Annotated in this window: 16 protein-coding genes; 1 reads left to right on the forward strand and 15 read right to left on the reverse strand. The window is 70.5% G+C overall.

The genetic code is table 11. The features are described from left to right. The first annotated feature begins 158 nt into the window (after positions 1-158). Positions 159-956 carry a tyrosine-protein phosphatase gene (locus ACSYGN_RS06070; RefSeq protein WP_460392604.1) on the forward strand — a complete coding sequence of 266 codons (798 nt, stop codon included), beginning with the start codon at positions 159-161 and terminating at the stop codon, positions 954-956. A gap of 62 nt (positions 957-1,018) precedes the next feature. Here ACSYGN_RS06070 and ACSYGN_RS06075 read toward each other — a convergent pair whose 3' ends face one another. From ACSYGN_RS06075 to ACSYGN_RS06145, 15 genes are all read right to left on the reverse strand, one after another. Then, complete coding sequence (locus tag ACSYGN_RS06075; protein WP_360951234.1) at positions 1,019-1,138, reverse strand: DUF6126 family protein; 120 nt, start codon at positions 1,136-1,138, stop codon at positions 1,019-1,021. Beyond that, positions 1,135-1,767 (reverse strand): helix-turn-helix domain-containing protein, encoded by a 633-nt coding sequence (locus ACSYGN_RS06080; RefSeq protein ID WP_460392606.1) that lies wholly within the window; start codon positions 1,765-1,767, stop codon positions 1,135-1,137. Before ACSYGN_RS06080 ends, ACSYGN_RS06075 begins: the two co-directional genes overlap by 4 nt. A 160-nt stretch (positions 1,768-1,927) precedes the next feature. Next, the gene (locus ACSYGN_RS06085) at positions 1,928-3,313 is read right to left on the reverse strand and encodes an aspartate aminotransferase family protein (protein WP_460392608.1); all 1,386 of its coding nucleotides are present in this window, start codon (positions 3,311-3,313) and stop codon (positions 1,928-1,930) included. A gap of 36 nt (positions 3,314-3,349) precedes the next feature. After that, the gene (dxs, locus tag ACSYGN_RS06090; RefSeq protein WP_460392610.1) at positions 3,350-5,557 is read right to left on the reverse strand and encodes a 1-deoxy-D-xylulose-5-phosphate synthase; all 2,208 of its coding nucleotides are present in this window, start codon (positions 5,555-5,557) and stop codon (positions 3,350-3,352) included. A gap of 27 nt (positions 5,558-5,584) precedes the next feature. Continuing rightward, positions 5,585-6,742 carry a flavodoxin-dependent (E)-4-hydroxy-3-methylbut-2-enyl-diphosphate synthase gene (gene ispG, locus ACSYGN_RS06095; protein ID WP_460392612.1) on the reverse strand — a complete coding sequence of 386 codons (1,158 nt, stop codon included), beginning with the start codon at positions 6,740-6,742 and terminating at the stop codon, positions 5,585-5,587. A 4-nt stretch (positions 6,743-6,746) separates the two neighbouring features. Further along, a complete protein-coding gene (gene hpnH / locus ACSYGN_RS06100; protein WP_460392614.1) occupies positions 6,747-7,769 on the reverse strand; it encodes an adenosyl-hopene transferase HpnH in 1,023 nt (340 codons plus the stop codon). Positions 7,770-7,774: 5 nt separating this feature from the next. Further along, positions 7,775-8,416 (reverse strand): phosphorylase family protein, encoded by a 642-nt coding sequence (locus tag ACSYGN_RS06105; protein WP_460392616.1) that lies wholly within the window; start codon positions 8,414-8,416, stop codon positions 7,775-7,777. After that, a complete protein-coding gene (shc, locus tag ACSYGN_RS06110) occupies positions 8,416-10,422 on the reverse strand; it encodes a squalene--hopene cyclase (protein ID WP_460392618.1) in 2,007 nt (668 codons plus the stop codon). Before shc ends, ACSYGN_RS06105 begins: the two co-directional genes overlap by 1 nt. 116 nt (positions 10,423-10,538) lie before the next feature. Next, the gene (locus ACSYGN_RS06115; RefSeq protein WP_460403252.1) at positions 10,539-11,603 is read right to left on the reverse strand and encodes a polyprenyl synthetase family protein; all 1,065 of its coding nucleotides are present in this window, start codon (positions 11,601-11,603) and stop codon (positions 10,539-10,541) included. Positions 11,604-11,677: 74 nt separating this feature from the next. Then, the gene (gene hpnE / locus ACSYGN_RS06120) at positions 11,678-13,186 is read right to left on the reverse strand and encodes a hydroxysqualene dehydroxylase HpnE (protein WP_460392620.1); all 1,509 of its coding nucleotides are present in this window, start codon (positions 13,184-13,186) and stop codon (positions 11,678-11,680) included. Then, on the reverse strand, positions 13,183-13,323 hold the full coding sequence (locus ACSYGN_RS06125) for a DUF6380 family protein (protein WP_460392622.1): 141 nt from the start codon (positions 13,321-13,323) through the stop codon (positions 13,183-13,185). The genes hpnE and ACSYGN_RS06125 overlap by 4 nt, the downstream gene beginning before the upstream one ends. Continuing rightward, complete coding sequence (gene hpnD, locus ACSYGN_RS06130; RefSeq protein WP_460392624.1) at positions 13,323-14,273, reverse strand: presqualene diphosphate synthase HpnD; 951 nt, start codon at positions 14,271-14,273, stop codon at positions 13,323-13,325. The genes ACSYGN_RS06125 and hpnD overlap by 1 nt, the downstream gene beginning before the upstream one ends. Continuing rightward, the gene (gene hpnC, locus ACSYGN_RS06135; RefSeq protein ID WP_460392626.1) at positions 14,270-15,172 is read right to left on the reverse strand and encodes a squalene synthase HpnC; all 903 of its coding nucleotides are present in this window, start codon (positions 15,170-15,172) and stop codon (positions 14,270-14,272) included. The genes hpnD and hpnC overlap by 4 nt, the downstream gene beginning before the upstream one ends. A 370-nt stretch (positions 15,173-15,542) precedes the next feature. Continuing rightward, the gene (locus ACSYGN_RS06140) at positions 15,543-16,322 is read right to left on the reverse strand and encodes an ABC transporter ATP-binding protein (protein WP_460392628.1); all 780 of its coding nucleotides are present in this window, start codon (positions 16,320-16,322) and stop codon (positions 15,543-15,545) included. Further along, entirely contained in the window at positions 16,315-17,241 is a 927-nt protein-coding gene (locus tag ACSYGN_RS06145) for an ABC transporter permease (protein ID WP_460392630.1), read from the reverse strand. Before ACSYGN_RS06145 ends, ACSYGN_RS06140 begins: the two co-directional genes overlap by 8 nt. Positions 17,242-17,309 lie beyond the last annotated feature (68 nt).

Consider the following 17,309-nt stretch of genomic DNA (forward strand, 5'->3'; position numbering starts at 1 on the left):
GCGGCGAGCAGCGAAGCAACGTCTGTGGAAAACTCGCGGGAACTCGTTTGCCCCTGCCTGTGGACAGCTCATTGCCCAGGGAAACCGTGCCGTATCGTCGAAGTCGCATCCGCCGGTCCACCCGCCGAGCACCGGTGGAGCCGATGAGAGGAGCCTCCGTGACGCAGCAGGTCCCGTCGACCGAACCAGAACTGGCCGGTGTGCGCAATTTCCGTGACGTGGGGGGCCTGCCGACCGTGGACGGCCGCCGGGTGCGGCAGGGGGTGCTGTTCCGCAGCGGTCATCTCGCACACGCGACGGACGAGGACACCGTATTCCTGGCCTCGCTGGGGCTGCACACGATCTTCGACTTCCGTAATGCCGCCGACCGCAGGCTGGAGGGCCCGGACGTCGACCTGCCCGGGGTGCGCAATGTGAACCTGCCGCTGAGCGACCCGGCGGACGGCGCCGAGTTCTGGAAGATGATCCGCGACGGCGACCTCGACCAGTTGCGCACCCTGCTCGGCGAGGGCAAGGCGGCGGGCCGGATGATCGCCTCCTACCGGGCGATCGTCACCGACCGCACCGCGGAGCACGCACAGGTGCTGGCGGCGCTCGCCGAGGACAGCGTCCCGGCGCTGATGCACTGCGCGGCCGGCAAGGACCGCGCGGGCATGTCGATAGCCGTCACGCTGCTCGCGCTGGGCGTGGAGCGCGAGGCGATCTTCACCGACTATCTGGAGTCCAACGCCAAGCACCGCCGCTACAAGGTGCACCGCAACGGCAGCGTCGACTCGGCGTACTCCCCCGAGGTCATGGAGCTGATCAGCCCGCTGTTCGACGCACGGGCCGAATATCTGACGGCGGCGCTGGAGACCGCCGAGGAGACCTGGGGCGGCGTCGACACCTATCTGGAACGGGGGCTCGGGGTCACCCCGCAGGTCCGGGAACGGCTGCGGGACCGGCTGCTCGACTAGGAATCGACCGGCGCCGGTTCCTGACCGGTTCTTTCGTCCGGTCACCGCGGTTTCCCGGTGGGCTACTTGGCGCCCACCGAGAACAGCAGATAGATGAAAGCCGCGAAGAGATGGCCGACGGCGATGTAGATGATCAGGCGGATCCACAGGGCACGGGGGAACTTCTCCTCCATGTTGCTCATGGCATCTCTCCGGTGTGGGGGCCCAGACACAGGGCGGCGGCGGGACTCTGCAAGAGGGTGTGCACGAACAGCAGGTCGACGCCGCCTCGATCTGCGGCGGCGAGACGGTGCGGGGTGAGCGAGTCGAAGTGCGCGCTGTCGCCCGGGTCGAGACGGTGCGTGGCGTCGCCGAGGCGCAGCACCAGCTGCCCCTCGATGACGTACAGCCACTCCTCGCCGGGATGCACGCGCACGATGTCGCCCTGTGAGCCGTACGGGACATGGACGCGCAGCGCCTGCATCCCGCGGCCGGGGGCGCCGGCCTGCCAGTAGCTCCAGCCGCCTGCCGCGGTGGGCTCCATGGAGGCGGAGCGCACCACGGCGTCGCGGTCGGGGACCCGCTCACCGAGCAGTTCGGAGACCGTCGTACCGTAGATACGAGCGAGCGCGAGCAGCATGGGCAAGGAGGGCTGACGCTGCCCCGTCTCCAGTCGGGAGAGGTGGGCGGGCGACAGTCCGGCGGCTCTGGCCGCGGCCTCCAGGGTCAGAAAGGCACGGCGGCGCAGGGCGCGCAGCTGAGGCGCGACGGCGGGCAGGTCGTCGTCGACCGGCCCCGCCGAGCGATCAAGCTCGGCTTCGGAAGGGCTCATGCCCTCCATTCAGCCGAAGGTTTGCCTCTGTGGCAAATTTATTGCCACAGAGGCAAACCCGATCTTCGCCGTTTGTCTCTGGGCCCTTCGTCCCGCCCACCCGGGCCTTCCGTCCCGGACGCCTGGGCCTTCTGTCCCCCGGTGTTCCCGCCCCGGTCGCCTAACGGTTGGCCACCGCCTGCTTGATCAGTGTCTTGCCGAAGTCCCACATCAGTCCGCCGCCGCCGTGGGCGTCGTCCATGACCTCGCTGAAGGCGTCGACGAACCGGTCCACGTCGGCCTCGTCGAGGACCAGCGGCGGGATCAGCTTGATCACCTCCAGATGGTCGCCGGAGACCTGGGTGAGGATCCGGTGGCGCTGGAGCAGCGGTACGACGACCATCTGCGCGAACAGTCCCTTGCGGGCGGTCTGGAGCATGGTCCAGCGGCTGCGCAGCCCGAGCGACCTGGGCCTGCCGAACTCGATGCCGATCATCAGGCCCCGGCCGCGGACGTCGGCGAGCAGCTCGTACTTGTCGGTCAGCGCGGCGAGCCGGGACTTCAGCAGCTCCCCCATGGCGCGGGCGTTGGCAACGATCTGCTCGTTCTCCATGACGGACAGCACGGCGAGACCGGCCGCCATCGCCTGGGCGTTGGACCCGAAGCTCGCGGAGTGGACGAGCACCCGGTCCATCGACGAGTAGACCTTCTTGAAGATCCAGTCCTTGCCGAGGGTGGCGCCGACCGGCACATAGCCGCCGGAGAGCGCCTTGGCCACACAGACCAGATCGGGTTCCACACCGTCCTCGTGCTGGTAGGCGTAGAAGTCGCCGGTGCGGCCGAGGCCGGTCTGCACCTCGTCGGCGATCAGCAGCGCCTTGTGCCGGTGCAGCAGCTCCTGCGCGGCGCGCAGATAGCCGGGCGGTGCCTCGTGGACGCCCTTGCCCTGGACGGGCTCGACGATCAGTGCGGCGACGTCGCCCTTCTTCAACTCGCGGGCGAGGGTGTCGAGATCGCCGAGCGGGACGGCCGTGTCGGGCAGCAGGGGCGCGAAGCCGTCCCGGAAGCCAGCCTCGCCGTTGACGGAGAGCGAGCCGGTGGTCAGACCGTGGAAGGCGTGCTCGCAGTAGAGGATCCTGGGCCGCCCGGTGGCGTACCGGGCGAACTTCAGGGCCCCTTCGACGGCCTCGGTGCCGCTGTTGCCGAAGAACACCCGGTCCAGGTGCGGGCTCTGTGCCAGAAGCCGTTCGGCGAGGAGGCCGGGCAGCGGCTGGCAGTCGAAGCGGGTGAGGTCGGCGAGCTGGGCGTCGAGGACGTCGTGCAGCGCCTTGCGGACGACGGGGTGGTGGCGGCCGAGGCCCATCACCCCGAACCCGGCGAGCATGTCCAGGTAGTCGTTGCCGTCGGCGTCCCAGAAGTGGGCGCCTTCGGCGCGCTCGTAGACCTTGTCGAAGCCGATGGTGTGCAGCATGCGCGGGAGCTGGTGGTTGAGGTACTTGGCGTGCAGCTCGTAGCGCTCCGCGCCGCGCTCGGCGAGGAGGGCGCCGAGGTCGAACTCCTCGGTCATTCGGGTTTCTCCTCGGTCATTCGGATCGTTCCCCGGTCATTCGGGCTTTCCCCCGGCTGCGCCGTCCGCCTCGTCCCGCTCCGGCGGAAGTGGCGGTGGCGGCGGTACGGCGGGTTCGGCGACCGGCGCCTCACGGGCGGCGCGCGCCTGCTCGGCGTCCCGTACGGCGAAGGTCTCCTCGGCCTCCTTCACCGCCAGTGTCTCCTCGGCCTCCTTGACGGCGAGTGCCCCGGCAGGCAACGTTTGCCCGTCAAGGAGCGGCGTCCGGTGCGTGCTCTCGGCGTGCCGGCCGGAAGCCCTCGTACTGGACGTACTTGGGCTTTCGGCCGGTGCGGCGAGAGTGCGTGCCGGGCGTCGCGACGGGGCGAACGTTGCCTGCCGGGGCACTAGGCTGGCGCTGATCCGGCCGGCGATCTCGACGGGCGTGAGTCCGATGTCGGCGAGCACCTCACCGCGCTTGGCGTGCGCGAGGAACTGCTCCGGGATGCCGAACCGCCGTACCGGCACGTCCACTTCGGCGTCGCCCAGAGCCAGCGCCACCGCGGCGCCCACCCCGGCAGAGCGGCTGTTGTCCTCGACGACGGCGACCAGCCGGTGCTCGGCGGCGAGGCCGGGCAGGGCGGGGTCGACGGGCTTGACCCAGCGCGGGTCGGCCACCGTGCAGGCGATGCCGCGGGCCTCCAGCAGTTCGGCGGCCTGGAGGCAGACCGGTGCCATCACCCCGACGGCGACCAGCAGGACGTCCGCACCGGGGGCCCGGTGCAGCACGTCGACGCCGCCGGCGTGCGCCACGGCCGGGATGTCGGGTCCGACGGACTCCTTGGGGAAGCGCACCAGCGTGGGCGCGTCGTCGACGGCGACCGCCTCGCGGAGCTGGGCGCGGAGCTGGGCGGCGTCACGCGGGGCGGCGATCCTGAGGCCGGGCACGACCTGGAGGATCGACATGTCCCACATGCCGTTGTGGGACGGCCCGTCGGCGCCGGTGACCCCGGCCCGGTCGAGGACGAAGGTGACCCCGCAGCGGTGCAGGGCGACGTCCATCAGGAGCTGGTCGAAGGCGCGGTTGAGGAAGGTGGCGTAGACGGCGACGACCGGGTGCAGTCCACCGGTGGCGAGGCCCGCCGCGGAGACCACCGCGTGCTGCTCGGCGATGCCGACGTCCCACACCCGGTCGGGGAACCGCTCGGCGAACTTGGTCAGGCCCACGGGGTGCAGCATGGCCGCGGTGATGGCGACGACGTCGTCGCGTTCCTCGCCGATGGCGAGCATCTCGTCGCCGAACACCTCGGTCCAGGACGGGGGGCCGGAGGGCGTGAGCGGCTCGCAGGTGAGCGGGTCCATCGCGCCGACGGTGTGGAAGTGGTCCTCCTCGTGGGCGAGGGCGGGCTCGTAGCCGCGGCCCTTCTCGGTGAGGCAGTGCACCAGGACCGGGCCGTGGAAGCGTTTGGCGCGGCGCAGCGCGGACTCCACCGCCCTGATGTCGTGGCCGTCGATCGGGCCGACGTACTTCAGGCCCAGGTCCTCGAACATGCCCTGGGGCGCGAAGGCGTCCTTGAAGCCCTTCTTGGCGCCGTGCAGGGACTCGTAGACCGTGGCGCCGACGATCGGGGTGCGCAGCAGGACGTCCTTGCCCCAGGCGAGCACCCTCTCGTAGCTGTCGGTGGTGCGCAGGGTCGCGAGGTGGTTGGCGAGGCCGCCGATGGTGGGCGCGTAGGAGCGCTCGTTGTCGTTGACGACGATGATCAGCGGCCGGTCCTTGGCGGCCGCGATGTTGTTGAGCGCCTCCCAGGCCATGCCGCCGGTCAGCGCGCCGTCACCGACGACCGCGACCACATGGCCCTTCTCGCCCTGCACCCGGTGGGCCTTGGCGAGGCCGTCGGCCCAGCCGAGCGCGGTGGAGGCGTGGCTGTTCTCGATGACGTCGTGCTCGGACTCCTCGCGCGAGGGGTAGCCGGAGAGGCCGCCCTTGTGGCGCAGCTTGGAGAAGTCCTGACGGCCCGTCAGCATCTTGTGCACATAGCTCTGGTGGCCGGTGTCCCAGAGGATGCGGTCGACGGGTGACTCGAACACCCGGTGGAGCGCGATGGTCAGCTCCACCACGCCCAGATTGGGTCCGAGGTGTCCTCCGGTTCTGGTGACCGCATGCACCAGGAACTCCCGGATCTCTTCCGACAGTTCACCGAGTTCCGCCTCGGACAGCGCCTTCAGGTCGCGTGGTCCCCGGATGTTCTCGAGAATGCTCACGCTCGGCCCCCTCTCGGTCCGTGCTGTTCAGCTCACGGTGACGGCGGGTTCTGCGGACCCGGTGCCGTCCTGCTCCATCTGCTCGGCCAGTTTCATGGCCTCCTCGATCAGGGTCTCGACGATCTTCGACTCCGGGACGGTCTTGATGACCTCGCCCTTGACGAAGATCTGCCCCTTGCCGTTGCCGGAGGCCACACCCAGGTCGGCCTCCCGCGCCTCGCCGGGACCGTTGACCACACAGCCCATCACGGCCACCCGCAGCGGCACCTCCATACCCGTCAGCCCCGCCGTGACCTCCTCCGCCAGCTTGTACACATCCACCTGCGCCCGCCCGCACGACGGACACGACACGATCTCCAGCCGACGCGGCCTCAGGCCCAGCGACTCCAGGATCTGGTTGCCGACCTTGACCTCCTCCACCGGCGGCGCCGACAGCGACACCCGGATCGTGTCACCGATCCCCCGCGACAGCAGCGCGCCGAAGGCGACCGCCGACTTCACCGTGCCCTGGAACGCCGGACCCGCCTCCGTCACCCCCAGATGCAGCGGGTACTCGCACTGCGCCGCCAGCTGCCGGTAGGCCTCGATCATCACGACCGGGTCGTTGTGCTTCACCGAGATCTTGATGTCCCGGAAGTCGTGCTCCTCGAACAGCGACGCCTCCCACAGCGCCGACTCCACCAGCGCCTCCGGGGTGGCCTTGCCGTACTTCTGCAGCAGCCGACGGTCCAGCGAGCCCGCGTTCACCCCGATCCGGATCGGCGTGCCGTGGTCCTTCGCCGCCTTCGCGATCTCCCGGACCTGGTCGTCGAACTTCTTGATGTTGCCCGGGTTCACCCGCACCGCCGCGCACCCCGCCTCGATCGCGGCGAACACGTACTTCGGCTGGAAGTGGATGTCCGCGATCACCGGGATCTGCGACTTGGACGCGATCGCCGCAAGCGCGTCCGCATCGTCCTGGGTGGGACACGCCACCCGCACGATCTGGCAGCCCGACGCGGTCAGTTCGGCGATCTGCTGAAGGGTGGAGCCGATGTCGGAGGTGCGGGTGGTGGTCATCGACTGCACCGACACCGGCGCGCCGCCGCCGACCGGCACGGACCCGACGTCGATACGCCGTGACACGCGCCGTTCGGCGAGCGGCCGGGGCGGGACCTCGGGCATGCCGAGGGGAACCGTCGTCATCGCGTCACTCACGGTTTCCGCCGACGGTCTCGCGCATGGCCCGCAGGGACTCCTTGAGGGAGCCCATGGTGGCGAGCACGGCGGTGGGCTCGTAGCCGCAGTGCGCCATGCAGTTGGCGCAGCGCGGGTCCTTGCCGCGGCCGTACTTGTCCCAGTCGGTGTCCTCGATGAGTTCGCGGTACGTCGGCACATAGCCGTCGCTCATCAGGTAGCAGGGCCGCTGCCAGCCGAACAGGGAGTAGTTGGGGATCGCCCAGGCGGTGCACGGGAAGTCCACCTTGCCCTCGAGGAAGTCGAGGAACAGCGGGGAGTGGTTGAGGCGCCAGCGCCCCCGGTTGCCGCCGGAGAAGGCTTTCTTGAACAGCTCGCGGGTCTGCGCCACGCCCAGGAAGTGCTCCTGGTCGGGGGCCTTCTCGTAGGCGTAGGCGGGCGAGATCATCATCTCGTCCACCTTCAGCTCGTCGTTGAGGAAGTTGAGCACCTCGACGACGGTCTGCGGCGTGTCCGTGTTGAAGAAGGTCGAGTTGGTGGTCACCCGGAAACCGCGCCGCTTGGCCTCCTTGATGGCCTCCACCGCCTCGTCGAACACGCCTTCCTTGGCGACGGACTCGTCGTGCCGCTCACGCAGCCCGTCGATGTGCACCGCGAAGGCGAAATAGGGCGACGGCTTGAACTTGTCCATCTTCTTGCGCAGCAGCATGGCGTTGGTGCAGAGGAAGACGTATTTGCGCTTGGCCACCAACTGGCGGACGATCTCGTCGATCTGAGGATGCATCAGGGGCTCGCCGCCGGCGATGGACACCATCGGGGCACCGGACTCCAGCACGGCGCCGACCGCCTGGGCGACGGGCATGCGCTGCTTCAGCACTCCAGCAGGATGCTGGATCTTGCCGCAGCCCTCGCATTTGAGGTTGCAGGCGAACAGCGGCTCCAGTTCGACGATGAGGGGGAACTTGTCGCGCCTACGGATCTTCTGCTCGGCCAAATATGTGGCGACTTTGACGGACTGACGCAGCGGCATGGCCATCTGGCTCACCTCCGGGGGAGCAGCAAAGAACGGTGCCATTCGAAGAAAGCGGGAAGTACGGAGCGAAGGACGCGGAAGGCAGATATTCCACCGCGCACCGTTCCGATCCGGACAAGTTCATGTTCTGGAGCGTCCACCACCACCCGTACGGCCGCAACCGGGCGCATCCCGGCGCGCACGGCGGTCAGCAGGGTCGCCGCGGACTCCATGTCGACGGCGATCGCGCCCGTGGCGAGCAGATCGGCCCGCTCATGGCCGCGGACCACGTGGTCGGAGCCGGTGAGCGGCCCGGTGTGGACGGTGCGGCCCGGCAGGGCGCGGGTCAGCTCCTTGACCAGCAGTTCGGTGCCGACGCACGGCACCCGGCCGCGCGGGTCCCGGGTCTCCTCGGCGACGACGAGGTCGCCGGGGTGCATCCCGGGCGCGAGCCCGGCGCAGAAGCCGGTGGCGAGCACGACGGCGTCGGTGAGCACCGGGTCGGCCAGCGCCCGGGTCACCGACCGTTCGGCCGCTTTCGGCCCCATGCCGGTGCGCAGCACGGTGACCGGCCCGCCTGCGCCGCTGTGGTCGCTCATGCGCAGGGCGAGGTGCTCGATGCCGAGCGCGCAGGCGATCAGCAGCGGCGCCGGGGCGGGCTGCGTGCTCATCAGCCCCCCTCGACCTCGGTGCGGGACGTCTTGGTGAAGGGATCCCCGTGCAGATAGCGGCCGAGCGCGGTGAGCGGGAAGACCTGGCGGTAGAGGTGGTAGTTGATGGAGAAGTCCCAGGGGAAGCCGGTGCCGGTGAAGTAGGGCTCGTCCCAGGAGCCGTCCTCCCGCTGGGTCGCCGTGAGCCAGGCCACGGCCCGCTCGACGGCCTTGGAGTCCTTCTCCCCCGCCGCCAGCAGGGCGAGCAGCGCCCAGCCGGTCTGAGAGGCGGTGGAGGCGCCGCGGCCGGACCATTCCCTGGTATGTCTGTAGGAGCGCAGGTCCTCGCCCCAGCCGCCGTCGTCGTTCTGCACCGACTCCAGCCAGGTCACCGCGCGCCGGATCGCCGGGTGCGCGGCGGGGAGTCCGGCGGCGGTCAGAGCGGGCACCACGGACCCGGTGCCGTAGAGGTAGTTCACGCCCCAGCGGCCGAACCACGGACCCTCCGGCTCCTGTTCGGCCAGCAGCCACTGGATGCCGCGCCGGGTGCGCGGGTCGTGGGACAGCCCCTCGGCGGCGAGCATCTCCACGACGTGCGCGGTGACGTCGGCGGACGGCGGGTCGATGACCTCGCCGAAGTCGCAGAACGGCAGCCGGTTGGGGAACTTGGAGGTGTTGTCGACGTCGAAGGCGCCCCAGGCGCCCTCCCTGGACTGCATGCCGAGGTTCCAGCGCACGCCGCGCGAGACGGCCTTGTCCACCCGCTCCGGGTCGTGGTGGCGCACCCGGCGGAGGGCCAGGACGACCTCGGCGGTGTCGTCGGTGTCAGGGTAGTTGTCGTTGTGGAACTCGAACGCCCAGCCGCCGGGCGGCAGTCCGGGCCGCTTGAGGGACCAGTCGCCGGGCCGTACGACCTGCTCGCCGAGCATCCAGTCGGCCGCCTTGACAAGCTGCGGGTGGTCGGCGGGCAGGCCCGCGTCGGCGAGGGCGATGACGGCGAGGCAGGTGTCCCACACCGGGGACTGGCAGGCCTCGATCATCCGGGCCCCGTCCTCGCGCCACACGGCGTACCGGTCGAGGGACTCGATGCCCGCGCGCATCACGGGGTGTTCGAGGTCGTAGCCGAGCAGGTGGAGGGCGATCACCGAGTACACGGCGGGCGGCTGGATGCCGCCCCAGCAGCCGTCGTTCTCCTGGCGCTCGATGATCCAGCGGCCTGCGCTGCCCAGCGCGGAGCGGCGCAGCGAGCGCAGGGCGACGGGACGGTAGCCGCGGACCACCTTGTCGAGGCGCTGGAACAGTCCGTCCCAGGAGGTGGCCGGGGCGAGCGGCTGCGGCGGGTTGGGGCGCGCGGGGTCGGTGTGCAGTTCGTCGAGAGGGAAGGGCGCCGGGCGCACCGGGCGCTTGGCGGAGACCACGGTGAGCGGCACGATGGTCTGCCGTGCCCAGCAGCCGAAGTTGTAGATGTTGAGCGGGAACCACTTGGGGAAGTAGAGCAGCTCCGGCGGGAGTTCGGGCAGGTCCTCCCACTTCCACCAGCCGAACAGAGCGAGCCAGATACGGGTGAAGACCCGGGCGGCGGCGATCCCGCCGCGCTCGCGGACCCAGGCGGAGGCCCGCGCCATGTGGGGCGCCTCGGGGTCGTCTCCGTCCAGCCGCAGGGCGACGTACGCCTCGATGGTGGCGGAGAGTTCGCCGGGCCCGCCGTAGAAGGTGGCCCAGGCGCCGTCCCCCCGCTGCTCGCCGCGGATGAACAGGGCGGCGGCGCGCGTCGTGGCTTCGTCACGGATGCCGAGGAACTGGCGCAGCAGGAGGTCTTCGGCGTCCATCGTGACGTTGGTCTCGAGGTCGCCCTTCCACCAGCCCTGGGCGTCCTGTCGGGCCAGCAGGAAGTCGGTGGCGCGGTGGACCGCGCGGGCGGCGGCCTCTTGCACTGCGGCCGCCTCGGTGGTGGTGATGTCGGTTTCGCTGGCCGAGGGCACTCGGGGCTGCAGGGCCCCGGTGCTTCCGTCGGTCGTCGCTGTCATGGCTTCCCCTTCGTGCAGTCGTGCAAGTCGTGCTGCTGTGGGTCCGCCGTCGGCCGGTGCGCTGGTGTGCGGGGCACCGGCCGGCGACTACGCGAGGGTTCTTCGACCGATAATGATCATCTCTTTCGTACGACGACGAAGTCGGCGAGCGCCGCGAACTGCTCCCGCACCCGGCCGGGCATGTCGACGGCGTCCAGGGCTTCCAGGGCGATGGTGTGCTGGCGGCGGGCCTCGTCGGCGGTCCACGCGCGGCCGCCCGCCTCCTCGATCAGAGCGGCGCGGGCGGCGAACTCCTCCTCGGAGAAGTTCTCGAAGTCGCTGCTCTTGGCGTCGGCGGCGAGGATCTCGCCGAGCCGCTCGGAGGCGCGGCCGCCCGCGGCGAGCGCGGCGACCACCGGCAGGGACTTCTTGCGCTGGCGCAGATCGCTCCAGGTCTGCTTGCCGGTGGACTCCGGGTCGCCCCAGATGCCGAGGAGGTCGTCGACGGCCTGGAAGGCCAGCCCGAGGTGGTAGCCGTACCGCTCCAGGGTGTCGGCGGTGCGGTCGTCGGCGCCGCCGAGCACGGCTCCGATGGAGCTGGCGCAGGCCAGCAGGGCGCCGGTCTTGTTGCCCTCCATCTCCAGGCACTCCTCGACGCTGACGCGGTCGCGGTGCTCGTAGGAGATGTCCTGGGCCTGGCCGTCGATCAGGGCGCGGGTGGCGGTGGTCAGCCGGCGGGTGGCGCGGCCCGCCTCGACCGTGCCGAGTTCCAGCAGGACCTCGTTGCCGAGGGCGAACAGGGCGTCGCCGACAAGGATCGCCTGGGCGGGGCCGTGCACCTTCCAGACGGTGTCGCGGTGCCGGCGCTGCTCGTCGCCGTCCATCAGGTCGTCGTGCAGCAGGGAGAAGTTGTGAACGAGTTCGACCGCCACGGCGCCGGGCACGCCGGTCTCCGGGGCGGCCCCGGTGACCTCGGCGGAGAGCACGGCGAGGGCGGGCCGTACGGCCTTGCCGCCGTCGCCCGCGGTGGGGTTGCCCTCGGCGTCGATCCAGCCGAAGTGGTAGGCGGCGACGGTGTCCATGGGAGGTGCGAGGCGGTCGCAGGCCGCCCGCAGTACCGGTGTGGCCAGGGTCCGGCCGCGCTCCAGGAGCGCGGTCACATCGACCGCGGTCTCTCGAGCAGCCTTCGAGGCCGGGGGCACAGTGGGCACAGTCTCTCCTCTTGTAGCGGTGCCGGGAGTGCGGGGGCCTGCCGCCCTGCCGTGCCGTGCGCCGTTCACCGGAGCGCACCTCGCTGCGAGGTGCCGGTTTTGGGCCGACGGCCGGGGATCCGGGGGATGTTCCCCCGAGCGGCGTGGTACGCCGCCTCCTCGATCGGGAAGGGGCGGCGGGGGCGGGGCCGGCCCAGGGCGGTGAGCGCGGCGTCCGCCGCGTTCACGCCGCTGCGGACCGCACTCTCCATGGTCGCGGGCCACCCGGTGGCGGTCCACGCCCCGGCCAGAGCGAGGCCGGGTGCTTTGGTGCGGGCGCCGGGCCGCAGCCGTCCGACGCCGGGGGCGGGAGCGAACGTGGCGGTGCGCTCCCGGGTCACGAAGAAGTCCCTCACCCGGGCGCCGCGTGCGACGGGCAGCAGCCGGCTGAGTTCGGGCAGATAGCGCTCGCGCAGTAAGGCGACGGGTGCGTCGATGTCGTCCTGCGCGGCGGACTGGGACAGCGCGAGGTACTGGCCCTCGCCGAGTCCGGAGCTGCGGGTGCGGTCGAACACCCATTGGATCGGGGTGCCGAGCGCGGCGAGGAAGGGCACGTCGAGGACCTTCCGGTCGTAGACGACGTGGATGTTGAGGATCGGCGCGGTGCCGATGGCCGCAAGATTTTCCGGGGCGTCGAGCGCGCCGGGGGGCAGCAGGTCAAGGGCCTCGCGCTGGGGTACGGCGAGGACGACGGCGTCCGCTTCGAGCGCCTCGCCGGGAACCTGAACGCTCCAGGTCCCGTTCTCGTTGATGGAGACGGAGGTGACGCGTGTACGGCCTTCGGTACGGACGCCCGCGGAGTCGAGCGCCTTGCGGGCGAGCCGGTCGTGCAGTTCTCCCAGCGGTACATGGGCCCAGCCGATGTCGGCCGCGCCCGGGTGGGACAGCAGACCGGTCTTGAACACCATCGCGGCGAGCCCCAGCGAGGCGTCGCCCGCGACCGCGTTGAGGGTGGCGACCCCGACCAGGTCCCACAGGGCCTCGACGGCACGCGCCGACTGACCGTGCGCGGTCAGCCAGCTGCCGAAGTCCTGGGTGTCCAGGGTCGGATCGGCGAGGTCGAGCCCCTTGAGCGCGAGCGCGGCACGGCCCACGGCGGCACGCTCGGCGAGCGTGAGATGCGGGTACGCGGCCAGGCTCCGGCCCAGATGCAGGGGCACCGGCAGCGGGTCGCGCCGCAGTCTGCCGAGCCGCCTGCCCTCGGGCCTGGTGACGTCGACGACGGGCACGTCGAGACGTTCCTGCAGCGGTGCCAGCGCCGTGCCCTCGATCCGGTCGAGGAACCAGCGGTAGGCGGTGCAGCAGCGCAGGTACACGTGCTGGCCGTTGTCCACGGTCAGCTCGCCGCGCCGGAAGGAGAAGGCCAGGCCGCCCAGTCTCGGCCTGCCCTCGAGCAGGGTGACGCGGATCCCCGCATCCGCGAGCGCCAGCGCGGCGGTGATCCCGGCGAGCCCGCCGCCGACCACGACGACGCTGTGCCCGGCACGCCCGGAAGGGTCCGCGGGCGGCCCCGCGGGCCGCATGCCGTCGGTCATCGTGCGCCCTCCCCTGCCTGCCGGCCGCGGTGGCGAAGCCGCGGGCTGCTGGCCGTTGCAGTCAGGGACGCCGCCGGGACGCGGAGGGTTGCCTGCCGGTTCTCGTCACTTCCATCACCTTGGACCGCTTTGTCCATCAGGCGCGCCTCCTGACGGTCCTGCGGGACACATGCCGTGCGTCCAGTCCGGACAGACCGCGCACGGCGACGTAGGCCTTCTCACGGCCCGGCACCGAGACACGGCCGCGCAGCACGGCCTCCGGTTCGCGCTCGATGCGGTCGAGAAGGCGGCGGTAGATCCCGGCCATGGCGGCCACACAGGCGCCGCTGCGCCGGTCGAGCATGGGCAGCAGCCGGTAGCCCTCGGCGAAGAGCGCGCGGGCCCGCCGCACCTCGAAGTGCACCAGGCCCGCGAAGTCGGCGCCCTCCGGTGGCACGGGTCCGGTGAACCCGGCCGAGCAGCCGAACTTGGCGAGGTCGTCGGCGGGCAGGTAGGTGCGCCCGCCCTGGGCGTCCTCGCGGACGTCCCTGAGGATGTTGGTGAGCTGGAGGGCGAGACCCAGGGTGTCGGCGTACTCGGGGGCGCGTTCGGCGCCGCGCACCCCGGCACCGGTGCCGAAGACGCCGAGCGAGAGGCGTCCGATGGCCCCGGCGACACAGCGGCAGTACCGCTTCAGGTCGTCCCAGGTCTCGTAGGTCTCACCGCGCACGTCCATCAGCACGCCGTCGATCAGCTCGTCGAGGCCGCCGAGCGGGATCGGGAAATGCTCGGCGGCGTGGGTGAGGGCCACGGCGACCGGGTCGGTGTCGTCCTCGTCGACCTCGCCCGCCCGCACCCGGGCGAGCAGACTCCTGGTGTCCTCCAGACGGGCCACCTTGGTGTCGTGCGCCAGCGGGCCGTCGCCGATGTCGTCGACCCGCCGGGAGAACGCGTACAGCGCCGACATGGCGCGTCTCTTGGGCGTCGGCAGCAGTCTGATGCCGTACGCGAAATTCCGGGCCTGTGCTCCGGTGACGGCCTCGCAATAGCTGTAGGCGGCGAGTACCGGTGCGGACACATGCGGCTGGAGCTCCACGGTCCGGATCACCCCTCTCCTCGCAGAGTCACGCCCACCTCGCGCAGCAGCCTGGCTTTGCCGGGCTTGGGCGGGCCGGGAAGTACGTCGTATCCGGCGGCGGCGATGGCACCGGCGGCCGCCCGTCCCCCCGCCACGAACCCCGCGAGCAGCAGCTTCAACCTGCCGTGGACGCTACCCACCAGAGGGGCGCCTTCATTCAGGAGATCGCAGGCGCGTCCTGTTTCGTATGCGATCAGTGCGCGCAGGGAGGCTCCCGCGGTCGGTGCGGCGAGGTCGGTCTCCTGGACGTGGAAGCGTTTCATGTCCTCGGCGGGCAGGTAGACGCGGTCGCGGCCGAGGTCCTCGGCGACGTCCTGAAGATGTTCGACGATCTGGAGCGCGGTGCAGATCGCGTCGGAGCGGCGGACGCGTTCGGGGGTGGTGGTGCCGGTGACGGCGAGAACCAGCCTGCCGACGGGGTTGGCGGACAGTTCGCAGTAGGCGAGCAGGTCGTCGTAGGTCTCGTACCGGCCGACCAGCTGGTCCTGGCGGTTGGCCGCGATCAGCCCGAGGAACGGGCCGGGGGTGAGGGAGCGGCGGCGGACGGTGGGCTGGAGGCGCTGCAGCAGGGGGTGGCGCGGGGTGGCGTCGAAGACGCGGCGCAGATCGGCCTCGAAGGCGTCGAGCATGACCAGCCGGTCCTCGGCCTGCTCGGGGGCGACGCCCAGCAGCCGGGCGTCGACGCCGCCGGGGACGAGATCGCCGTCGCCGATGTCGTCGACGAGGCGGCAGAAGCCGTAGACCGCCATGAGGTCGGCGCGCCAGTCCCGGGGCAGGAAGAACGGAGCCACGGGGAAGTTCTCTCCCGCGGCCTTGTCGAGGGTGGCGCGCTCCGGGTCCCGGTGGCGCACCCCGGCCCTTCCCGTCATCGCCTGCTGCCCGGGGCAGGGACGGCACATGCTGCGTTGAGCTGGGGAGTTTCCGTAGCCATTGCCGTCACATCTCCCGTTCTACACCGCCGACCCGATACTCACTATTTCGGACACGCCGCCCGGCTGTCCGCGCGGCGGACCGCTGGGGTGTGTCGGGCATTATCGCCCTGATTGCCGTCTTTAGGGACCGCTACAGCTTATGTTGTACATCGCCGCCACCCCTGTCAGGGTGTCCTGCACATCACAACAACACACCGATCGGCTTCAAGATTCCTTCGACCGGCCCGAGTTGACGCTTCCTTTGCAGACGCAGGGGCCCACCGGCACAGTTCCGGCAGGCCCCGGGAAATCAATACCGCATTCCGGCCTACTTGCCGGTGAACTTCTCGTACTCCGCGATGACCTCGTCGGTGGGGCCGTCCAGGCGCAGCTCACCGCGTTCCAGCCACAGCACACGGTCACAGGTGTCGCGGATCGACTTGTTGTTGTGACTGACCAGAAACACCGTGCCCGCTTCCTTGCGCAGCTCGCGGATGCGGTCCTCGGAGCGCTTCTGGAACTTGCGGTCGCCGGTGGCGAGGGCCTCGTCGATCATCAGGACGTCGTGGTCCTTGGCGGCGGCGATGGAGAAACGCAGCCGGGCCGCCATTCCTGAGGAGTAGGTGCGCATGGGCAGGGTGATGAAGTCGCCCTTCTCGTTGATTCCGGAGAAATCGACGATGGCCTGATAGCGCTCCTTGACCTCCTCCCGGGTCATGCCCATGGCGAGCCCGCCGAGGATGACATTGCGCTCGCCGGTGAGGTCGTTCATCAGGGCGGCGTTCACACCGAGCAGGGAGGGCTGGCCGTCGGTGAAGACCTTGCCGCTCTCCGCGGGCAGGAGCCCGGCGATGGCCCGCAGCAGGGTGGACTTGCCCGAGCCGTTGGAGCCGATCAGCCCGATGGCCTGACCGCGGTAGGCGACGAACGACACCCCGCGCACGGCGTGCACCTTGCGCACCCCGCGTTCCTCGCCGCGCTTGATGATCCGGCTTAGGGCGGCGGTGGCGCTGCCCTTGCCGGTCTTGGCACCGTGCACCCGGTAGACGATGTGCAGCTCGTCCGCGATCACGGTGGGGACGTGGGCCCCTCTGTTCTTGTCAGCCACGGCCGTAACGCTCCTCAGCCTTCCAGAAGAACACGAAGCCGCCGGCGAACAGGACGACCGCCCAGGTCATGGCGAGCGCCCACACATGCGGCGGGAGGTCGGAGGCGCCGTAGCCGTCGATCAGCGCGAAGCGCATCAGGTCCATGAAGATGGCGGCGGGGTTCACCTGGAGCGCCCGGGCCGCCACCTGGGAGCGGCCCTCCAGCATCTTGCTGATGGAGAACATCACGCCGGACATGTACATCCAGGTCCGCAGTATGAACGGCATCAGCTGGGCCAGGTCCGGGGTCTTGGCACCCAGCCGCGCCACGGTCATCGCGAGCCCGGTGTTGAACAGGAACTGGAGGGCGAGGATCGGCACGATCAGCAGCCAGGACAGGTCCGGGTAGCTGCCGAAGCCGACGGCGACGACGAACAGCACGAGCATCGAGAACATCAGCTGCTGGAGCTGCTGGAGCGCGAAGGAGATGGGCAGCGCGGCGCGCGGGAAGTGCAGCGCGCGCACCAGGCCGAGGTTGCCGGAGATCGCGCGGACGCCGGACATGACCGAGCTCTGGGTGAAGGTGAACACGAACACGCCGGTCACCAGGAACGGGATGTAGACGTCCTGGGACATGCCGCGGCTGGCGTGCAGGATGACACCGAAGATGAAGTAGTACACGCCCGCGTTCAGCAGCGGCGTCGCCACCTGCCACAGCTGGCCCAGCTTGGCCTGGCTGTACTGGGCGGTCAGCTTCGCCTGGGAGAAGGCGAGGATGAAGTGGCGCCGCCCCCACAACTGGCGGACGTACTCGGGCAGCGAGGGCCTGGCGCCGCTGACGGCCAGACCGTATTTCGCTGCTAGCTGGGCCCTGCTCAGTCCGCCGTCGGGCGACGGCGTCATGCTCATGGCGATTGCGTCCTGCGTTGTCTCACTCACGGTGGAAACTTTCGTCTTCGAGATGAGCGGCCTGGCCGGCCGGGCACGGTGCGGAGCCGTCTGTGTGC

This window comes from Streptomyces sp. YIM S03343 (genome assembly GCF_054729195.1).

Excerpts from the sequence above, each read along its gene's own strand:
- ACSYGN_RS06075 (WP_360951234.1), bottom strand. The coding sequence starts at position 1,138 with ATGAGCAACATGGAGGAGAAGTTCCCCCGTGCCCTGTGGATCCGCCTG.
- ACSYGN_RS06080 (WP_460392606.1), bottom strand. The coding sequence starts at position 1,767 with ATGAGCCCTTCCGAAGCCGAGCTTGATCGCTCGGCGGGGCCGGTCGAC.
- ACSYGN_RS06085 (WP_460392608.1), bottom strand. The coding sequence starts at position 3,313 with ATGACCGAGGAGTTCGACCTCGGCGCCCTCCTCGCCGAGCGCGGCGCG.
- ispG (WP_460392612.1), bottom strand. The coding sequence starts at position 6,742 with ATGACGACGGTTCCCCTCGGCATGCCCGAGGTCCCGCCCCGGCCGCTC.
- hpnH (WP_460392614.1), bottom strand. The coding sequence starts at position 7,769 with ATGGCCATGCCGCTGCGTCAGTCCGTCAAAGTCGCCACATATTTGGCC.
- ACSYGN_RS06105 (WP_460392616.1), bottom strand. The coding sequence starts at position 8,416 with ATGAGCACGCAGCCCGCCCCGGCGCCGCTGCTGATCGCCTGCGCGCTC.
- shc (WP_460392618.1), bottom strand. The coding sequence starts at position 10,422 with ATGACAGCGACGACCGACGGAAGCACCGGGGCCCTGCAGCCCCGAGTG.
- hpnE (WP_460392620.1), bottom strand. The coding sequence starts at position 13,186 with ATGACCGACGGCATGCGGCCCGCGGGGCCGCCCGCGGACCCTTCCGGG.
- ACSYGN_RS06125 (WP_460392622.1), bottom strand. The coding sequence starts at position 13,323 with ATGGACAAAGCGGTCCAAGGTGATGGAAGTGACGAGAACCGGCAGGCA.
- hpnC (WP_460392626.1), bottom strand. The coding sequence starts at position 15,172 with ATGACGGGAAGGGCCGGGGTGCGCCACCGGGACCCGGAGCGCGCCACC.